Annotated in this window: 9 protein-coding genes and 3 tRNA genes; 6 read left to right on the top strand and 6 right to left on the bottom strand. The window is 72.4% G+C overall.

Going from position 1 to position 7,350, the window contains the following annotated elements; genetic code table 11:
• The 5 genes from ACZ3TI_RS25925 to crcB (ACZ3TI_RS25905) all read right to left on the bottom strand — a co-directional run.
• Positions 1 to 1,898 (bottom strand): DEAD/DEAH box helicase (locus ACZ3TI_RS25925; RefSeq protein ID WP_465730090.1); only part of this gene is annotated, 1,898 nt, incomplete at its 3' end.
• A gap of 236 nt (positions 1,899 to 2,134) precedes the next feature.
• Positions 2,135 to 2,548, bottom strand: a complete 414-nt coding sequence (locus tag ACZ3TI_RS25920; protein WP_465730088.1) for a hypothetical protein — start codon at positions 2,546 to 2,548, stop codon at positions 2,135 to 2,137.
• A gap of 457 nt (positions 2,549 to 3,005) precedes the next feature.
• Positions 3,006 to 3,380 (bottom strand): fluoride efflux transporter CrcB, encoded by a 375-nt coding sequence (gene crcB, locus ACZ3TI_RS25915; protein WP_465730086.1) that lies wholly within the window; start codon positions 3,378 to 3,380, stop codon positions 3,006 to 3,008.
• Positions 3,377 to 3,751, bottom strand: coding sequence for a DUF190 domain-containing protein (locus ACZ3TI_RS25910; protein WP_465730084.1), 375 nt, complete (start codon positions 3,749 to 3,751; stop codon positions 3,377 to 3,379). Before ACZ3TI_RS25910 ends, crcB (ACZ3TI_RS25915) begins: the two co-directional genes overlap by 4 nt.
• Positions 3,748 to 4,275: a fluoride efflux transporter CrcB gene (crcB, locus tag ACZ3TI_RS25905; RefSeq protein WP_465730082.1), complete on the bottom strand. Its 528-nt coding sequence runs from the start codon at positions 4,273 to 4,275 to the stop codon at positions 3,748 to 3,750. The genes ACZ3TI_RS25910 and crcB (ACZ3TI_RS25905) overlap by 4 nt, the downstream gene beginning before the upstream one ends.
• Positions 4,276 to 4,345: 70 nt before the next feature.
• Between crcB (ACZ3TI_RS25905) and ACZ3TI_RS25900 the strand changes: the two genes are divergently transcribed.
• From ACZ3TI_RS25900 to ACZ3TI_RS25875, 6 genes are all read left to right on the top strand, one after another.
• Positions 4,346 to 4,687 (top strand): metallopeptidase family protein, encoded by a 342-nt coding sequence (locus tag ACZ3TI_RS25900; protein ID WP_316523923.1) that lies wholly within the window; start codon positions 4,346 to 4,348, stop codon positions 4,685 to 4,687.
• A gap of 125 nt (positions 4,688 to 4,812) precedes the next feature.
• Positions 4,813 to 4,885: transfer RNA gene (locus ACZ3TI_RS25895), tRNA-Glu, on the top strand.
• Between the two features lie 55 nt (positions 4,886 to 4,940).
• Positions 4,941 to 5,014: transfer RNA gene (locus ACZ3TI_RS25890), tRNA-Asp, on the top strand.
• A 27-nt stretch (positions 5,015 to 5,041) separates the two neighbouring features.
• Positions 5,042 to 5,115, top strand: a tRNA-Phe gene (locus ACZ3TI_RS25885).
• A 173-nt stretch (positions 5,116 to 5,288) separates the two neighbouring features.
• Positions 5,289 to 5,705, top strand: a complete 417-nt coding sequence (locus ACZ3TI_RS25880; RefSeq protein ID WP_402426961.1) for a prevent-host-death protein — start codon at positions 5,289 to 5,291, stop codon at positions 5,703 to 5,705.
• Complete coding sequence (locus ACZ3TI_RS25875; protein ID WP_465730080.1) at positions 5,702 to 6,127, top strand: cytotoxic translational repressor of toxin-antitoxin stability system; 426 nt, start codon at positions 5,702 to 5,704, stop codon at positions 6,125 to 6,127. Before ACZ3TI_RS25880 ends, ACZ3TI_RS25875 begins: the two co-directional genes overlap by 4 nt.
• A gap of 75 nt (positions 6,128 to 6,202) precedes the next feature.
• On the opposite strand, the gene ACZ3TI_RS25870 is transcribed toward ACZ3TI_RS25875, so the two are convergent.
• Entirely contained in the window at positions 6,203 to 7,336 is a 1,134-nt protein-coding gene (locus tag ACZ3TI_RS25870) for a hypothetical protein (RefSeq protein ID WP_465730078.1), read from the bottom strand.
• Positions 7,337 to 7,350: the final 14 nt, after the last annotated feature.

The following is a 7,350-nucleotide window of genomic DNA, read 5'->3' as shown; positions in this document are numbered from 1 at the left end:
CCGCGGTCGCGGTTGAAGCCACCACGGTCGCCACCGCGGTCACGGTCGAAACCGCCCGAGCGACGGTCGTCACGGTCACGGCCGGCGAAGCCGCCGCGGTCACGGTTGAAGCCACCACGGTCGCCACCGCGGTCACGGTCGAAACCGCCCGAGCGACGGTCGTCACGGTCACGGCCGGCGAAGCCGCCCGAGCGGCGCTCGTCGCGGTCGCGGCCACCGAAGCCACCGGAACGGCGGTCGTCGCGGTCACGGTCACGGTCGCGGTCACGGCCGAAGGCCGGACGCTCGCTGCGGGCCTCGCGGTACGACGGGGCGCGGTCCTCGGTCTGCGGCGCGGCGGCGGGGGCCTCGGCGGCGGCCGGGGCGGCCTCGGCCGCGGTCGACTCGCCGGTCTCCTCGGCGGCGGCCGGCTCCTCGTCCTCGATGCCCAGCTCGGCCCGCTCGCGCGCCGCACGGGCGGCGAGGCGGTCGGCCTCCTCGCGCAGCTCGGTGGCGCGACGCTGCGCGCGCTCCAGCTGGCGGGTCATGTCGGCGAGCTCGCGCTCGGCGGCACCGGCGATGTTGGCGGCGCTCTCCGCCTGGACCTCGGTCAGCGAACGGGCGCCGGTGATCCGGGCGACCTCCGCGTCGAAGGCCTGGTCCAGGATGTGGCGGCTGGCGTCGACGCCCGCGTCCTCCATCAGGCGGAAGACACCGCGGCGCTGGTGCGGCAGCACCAGGGTGACGACGGCGCCGGAGCGGCCGGCACGCGCGGTGCGGCCGGAGCGGTGCAGGTAGTCCTTGTGGTCGCCGGCCGGGTCCACGTTCAGGACCAGGTCGATGCCGTCGACGTGGATGCCGCGGGCGGCGACGTCGGTGGCGACGACGACGTTGACGTAGCCGTCCTTGAAGTCGCCGAGGACGCGGGTGCGGGCGCCCTGGGTCATGCCGCCGTGCAGCGCGTCGGCCTTCACGCCGGCCTCGATGAGCTGCTCGGCGACGCGGTCGGCGCCCATCTGGGTGCGGACGAAGATGATCGTGCGGCCCTTGCGGGCGGCGATCGCGTTGGTGATCGGCGCCTTGTCCTTGGGCTTCACCACGAGGATGTGGTGGGTCATGGTGGTGACGGCGCCGGCCGACGGGTCGACCTCGTGGGTGACCGGGTTCTTCAGGTAGCGCTTCACCAGGGTGTCGATCTCGTTCTCCAGGGTGGCGGAGAACAGCAGGCGCTGGCCGCCGGCCGGCACCTGGTCGAGGATCTCGGTGACCTCGGGCAGGAAGCCCATGTCGGCCATCTGGTCGGCCTCGTCGAGGACCACGGTCTGGACGTCGTCGAGCTTGGCGGAGCCGCGGTTGAGCAGGTCGCGCAGACGGCCCGGGGTGGCGACCAGGATGTCGACGCCGCGCTCCAGCGCGTAGATCTGGTTCGACATCGAGGTACCGCCGCAGACCACCTTGAGGCGCAGGCCGAGCACCGACCCGAAGGGCTCCAGGGCGTCGGCGACCTGCATGGCCAGCTCACGGGTCGGGACGAGGATCAGGCCGCGCGGGTGCTTGGCGCGGGTGCGCTCGCCGTCGGCGAGGCGGGTCAGCAGCGGCAGGCCGAAGCTGAGGGTCTTGCCGGAGCCGGTGCGGCCGCGGCCCAGGACGTCCTTGCCGGCCAGGGCGTCCGGGATGGTCGCGGCCTGGATCGGGAACGGGGTGGTGACGCCGCGCTTGGCGAGGGCGCGCACGACGTCGTCGTGCAGGCCCAGGTCGCCGAAGGTGATGGTCGGCTCGGCGGCCGCCTCCTCGGTGGCCTCCACGGCCTCGGCGATCACCTCGTCGGCGGCGGTGTCGATGGTGTCGATGGTGTCGGTGACATCGGCGGCAGCCTCGTTCGCGGGCATGGCGAAGCGGGCGTCGTCAACGAGAGACATGCAAAACCTTCCGGAAGTGGCACGCGCCTAAGTCCGGGGTTCTGTTTCACAACCGCCTCTATGCGGTCAGCCACGGATCGCCGGAACGCGCCAAGGGCGCCAGATGGGAATAGGGCGCCAGTCAAATGAATCAAACGAACGATCTACCACCATAGAGGAACCTCCGGATCGGAGGCAAATGCCCAGGCCAGCCCACTGATATCCAGGTCGGCCCACGATGCCCGGGCCGGTCGGGCTCACGGGTGCACACCCGCGCCCACACCCGTACCGGTACCGGCGCGCGGGCTCGGCGCCGAGGAGCCGGAGCTGCCCGAGGAGGGCTCCGGGGTCGGCAGGACGGTCACGGGCGGCGAGCTGTGCTCGGGCTCGGGGGTGCTCGACGGGCGGCTGCTCGGGGTGGCGGACGGGGAACCCGCCGGACCACCGGAGCGGCCCTCGCCGGTGCCGCCCGTACCACCGGAGCCCGCCGTGGGGCCGCCGCTCGGGTGCGGCGCGGGGCTGGTGTTCACCCCGCCCGCCGAACCGCCGCCCGGCGCGCCCTCGGGAGCCCCCGGCACCGGGACGACACCGGTCACCGTGCCCGTCCCGCCGGGCAGCGGCTCGCCCGGCGCCGCGGCCGTGGCCCCACCCGGCGCGTTCTCGGTTTGCACGCCCCCCGGTCGCTCCGGCCGCCCCGACGCACCACCCGGGTGCCCGGCCGCCGACGAGGCCGAAGGACCGCCCGTCGCACCCGGCTTGGCCGCCGAACCGGCCTGCCCGACCGGCGCCACCCCGCCGTGCCTCTCCACCGCCGCCGGACCGACCGACATGCACCCGGTCAGCCCCAGCCCGGCCACCGTCAGCACCGTCGCCGCCCGGACCGCGCGCGAGCGCAGCACCGCCGCGCGCCGCACCGGAGCCGCCGCCACCCGCACCCGCGCCGCCCGTACCGCTCCTACCGCCCGAACCGCCCGAACCGCCCGCACCGAAGCCACCGAGGTCCCTCTCTACCGCCCCACCCGGGCCGCCCACTCGCGCGCGGCCGCTTTCGGTGCCCAACGCGCGCCCGGCCGGACGGGACACGGCCGACCCGGCAGTTCCCCCGGGTCCGTGCCTCGGCCCGCCCTCTCAGCCCCAGAGCGCCGAGGCCAGCTCCGCCCCCGCGTACACCGCGGCCAGCCCGGCCGCCACGCTGCCGACCGCGTTCGCCAGCGCGTACCGCCCGGCGCCGGTCTCGGCCAGCCGCAGCGTCTCGTACGAGAAGGTCGAGTACGTGGTCAGCGCACCGCACAGGCCCGTCCCCAGCAGCAGTTGGAGCTGCGAGGACGCCGCGCCCGCCGCCACCGCCCCGGTCACCGTGCCGAGGATCAGGCAGCCGACCACGTTCACCGTGAACGTCCCCCACGGGAACACCGAGTCGTGCCGGGACTGCACCGCACGGTCGGTCAGGTACCGCAGCGGCGCGCCGACCACCGCGCCCGCCACCACCAGCAGCCAGTTCACTCCGCCGACACTCCCGCACCCGGATCACCGCCGGGGCCGCGCCCGCTGTAGGACACCACCTCGCACCGGTCCAGCAGCACCAGGCCCTCCGCCACCAGCCCGTCCAACTGCGGCAGGAACGCCCGCACCCGCTCCTCCTCGTCCACGACCACCACCGCCACCGGCAGGTCCTCGCTCAGCGACAGCAGCCGCGTGGTGTGCACCAGCGACGACGCCCCGAACCCCTCGATCCCCCGGAACACGCTCGCCCCGGCCAGCCCGGCCGCCCGCGCCCGGTGCACGATCTCGCTGTACAGCGGGCGGTGGTGCCACCGGTCGCTCTCCCCGACCAGCACCGTCAGCCGCAGCGCCGGCCCGCTCAGCCGGCTCACCGCGCACCCCCGCGCGCCACGGCCCCGCGGCGGACCGCGCGGTGGACCAGACGCCGGGTCAGCCCCGCGGCCGCCCACACCGCGACCAGCGCGCCCAGCAGCGTCAGCCCCAGGTACGCCAGCCCCGGCCCCGGCCGGCCCGCCTCCAGCAGCCGCCGGACGTCCACCGCGTAGGTCGAGAAGGTGGTGAAACCGCCCAGCACCCCGGTGCCGAAGAACGGCCGCACCAGCGGATGCGCCTGCCGCCCCTCGGTGATCACCACCAGGAAGACCCCGATCACCGCGCAGCCGACCACGTTGACCAGCAGCGTCGTCCACGGGAAGGCCGTCGGCCCGGTCTCCCAGCCGAGCCCGGCCGCGTACCGGATCACCGCCCCGATCGCCCCGCCGACCGCCACCACGGCCACGGCGGGCCCCTGCCCGCGCAGCACCGGCGGCCGGTTCCGCACCCGCGCCACCACCGGCGGCGGGGTCCGGGGCGGACCGTCCACCGCGTCGCCCAAGGCACCCTCCGAGGTCGTCATGGAGCCATCAAACACCGGCCTCCGCCACCTGGCACACCGTCACCCCAGACCCGACAATGATCCGGTGGAGATGACCCGGGAAGAGTTCGAGACGCTGGTCAGCGACGCGCTCGACCAGATTCCCCCGCAGCTCGCGGCCATGATGGACAACGTCGCGATCTTCGTCGAGGACGAACCCGACCCGAGCGACCCCGAACTCCTCGGCCTGTACGAGGGCACCCCGCTCACCGAACGCGGCGAGTGGTACGCGGGCGTCCTCCCCGACCGCATCCTGATCTACCGCGGCCCCACCCTGCGCCACTGCGAGACCCGCGAACAGGTGGTCGAGGAGGTCCGCACCACCGTGATCCACGAGGTCGCCCACCACTTCGGCTTCGACGACCACGAGCTCGACGAACTCGGCTGGTCCTGACCCCGCCGGCACCCCCTCCCCCACCCGCCCCACCCACCCGGCCGAAACCCGTTTTGGCGTTCCGCCCGGCATCCCATATGCTTCTCGACGTCCCCGAACGCTGGAAACAGCGGGACAGGCCGCAAGCCCTCATCGTCTAGTGGCCCAGGACGCCGCCCTTTCAAGGCGGTAGCACGGGTTCGAATCCCGTTGGGGGCACGCAGTACCGTAGTAAAGTGCAGTGCCGCAAGACCTTAGTGGTTCGCCACTACAAGGTCCCGTGGAGCAGTTGGTTAGCTCGCCACCCTGTCAAGGTGGAGGTCGCGGGTTCAAGTCCCGTCGGGATCGCTCGTCTCGCAAGAGACGGTGCAGTACGGCCAGGTAGCTCAGTTGGTACGAGCGTCCGCCTGAAAAGCGGAAGGTCGCCGGTTCGACCCCGGCCCTGGCCACATCGCCTGACCAGGCACGATGCCCTCGAAGCAGATCGCTTCGGGGGCATTTTCGTGCTGTTTGACGCCAACGGCGCGGCGGACGGGTCACCGGCGCTGAGAGCGAGTACGTGACGTACTTGACGTACTTCCCAGCGGGGCGCGACCCTGGTTCTCGGACGAGGAGGCTCCCCATGACAGCAGTCCACTACGAGAGCTACACCGAAGCCCGCGCACACCTGAAGGATCTGCTGGACGCAGCCGGGCAGGGCCGGGTCGCGACCGTTCGCCGGGACACCGGGTATGCGGCGGTAGTCGACGCGGGGCGGCTGCGCCACGCTCTCACTCTGCTGTGTTCGTCCAAGGCCGAGGTGGTCGCTGAGGGCGGTGGCTGGTCGGTGTTCCTCCCCGGCCTGCCGGTCGCCGCGGACGGCGCCACGTTCGACGAGGCCATCGACGAGATGATCGACGCGCTTCGCGAGTACGCGGAGGACTGGCAGGACCGGCTTCTTAACGCGCCCAATCATCGTGACAATTGGGGCCTGGTTCAGTTGATCGGTCTCAGCGACGACGCGCAGCTCCGTGATTGGCTGCTCGGAGTCGCGAAGTGACCTGGCCTCAGCCGACACGCGAACGGCACGAGCAGTTCTGCAAGGTCGAAGGTTGGGACCGCGTACGTGACGCGCGCGGCCGCACCGGCACCCACCACATCACGTATGAGTTCGGGCTCCCCGATGGGCGGATCCTGCGTACTCGGGTGTCGCATCCGGTCGACCGCACCGTGTACGGCGCGAGCATGTGGGCGCACATCCTCCGCGATCAGCTGGACGTGACGGAGGATGTCTTCTGGCCCTGCGTCCTGGACGGCATGCTTCCCGATCGAGGCGCACCTGAACCACCACGCGAGGCGCTTCCCGTGGACCTGGTCTACATGCTGATCAACCGCGTCGGACTCACCGAGGACCAGGTCGCCGAGCTGGACAAGGCCGAGGCGATCGCGCGGCTCCAGCAGTTCTGGACCGAGGGCCACTGACACCAGCAGCTGGATCGCCGCCTGGGGCCCCGGTGTCTCTCGGCGACCCCTACCCGCAACTGAGACGGACAGGCATCAGCCTCGCAGTGCCCGGTCGTCGAGCCGGCGCAACAGGCCGGGCAGGTGCCGGTACTGCTCGCGGAGCGCGGCCAGCCGCTGCCGGAACTGAAGGCCGCGCCCGACGTGGTCACAAGCGTCACGGAGTTCGACCAGGAGGGCCACGGCGACGTCGTCGCGGGCCGCCTGCTTACGGGCGACGTGGTTCTCGACCTCGCGCCAGATCACTTCCTCGTCGGTAGCCAGAGCGGTCAGCCTCGTCGCCCGCGCCTCGACTCGAACCCGCTCGGCGCGCTGCCGGCGTTCCGTGACTCGCGCATGCGCCGCGTCCAGCAGTTCCGCGACGGAGCGCTGCCCCGGCACGGTCACGGCAGACGGTTCGCCGTGCAGCCGGCGCAGGAGTTCGGCTCCCAGCTGAGGCTCATCACCCAGTGCCAGGCGCAGGAGGAGGTTGTCCTTCTCCTTCTCGGGAAGCGCGGCGATCAGCGGCGCCAGCTCCTTCTTCCCGGGGCTCTTCCGAGGTGCGGGGGCCGGCGGGCTGGCCTGGGCGGCGACCGCCAGCAGGTCGGCGTCGACGCGCAGGAAGTCCGCGAGCGCCCGCTGCGGTGCGGTGAGCCGGTCGAGCCCGGCCGGGACCGGGGGCTCGACCGCTTCCCGGTAGGCCTCCTCATCGTCCTCCTGGAGTGCCCAGGCGCCGATGGCGGACAGCCATGCGAGGTACAGAGCGCGGTGATCACCGACGGCCAGCTCGGCCCGCACCCCGGCGATGGCACCCAGTGAGTCCTCGGCACCCTCGACCCAGTCGCCGCTCTCATCCTCGCTGCGCAGGTCCAGGACGAGGTGGGTCTTGGTCGTCCACGCCTCGACGCATTCGTCAAAGCAGTACGGCTCCAGCGCCTGCAGCGGGAGCTGCCCCTTGGGCAGGCGCAGGATCACCTGATGGGTGCCCCAGTTGGTCAGGTAGAGGTGGGCGTCGTAGTACCGCTCCACCATCCGCCGAGGGTCGCCGCGGAAATTGCCCCACTGATATTCGTTGGTGAAGCTGGTCGCGGTGATCCGGGCCCGAGTGGACAGCGACCGCAGCTGCTCCTGTTCGTCGCTGGTCAGCGGCCGATCGATCGCCAGGAACTCGTAGTACTGGTACTCGCTCATCACGGCGACCCTGG

The sequence above is a fragment of the Kitasatospora sp. NPDC023120 genome (genome assembly GCF_055560835.1).
This window is presented reverse-complemented; position numbering and strand designations above follow the sequence as displayed.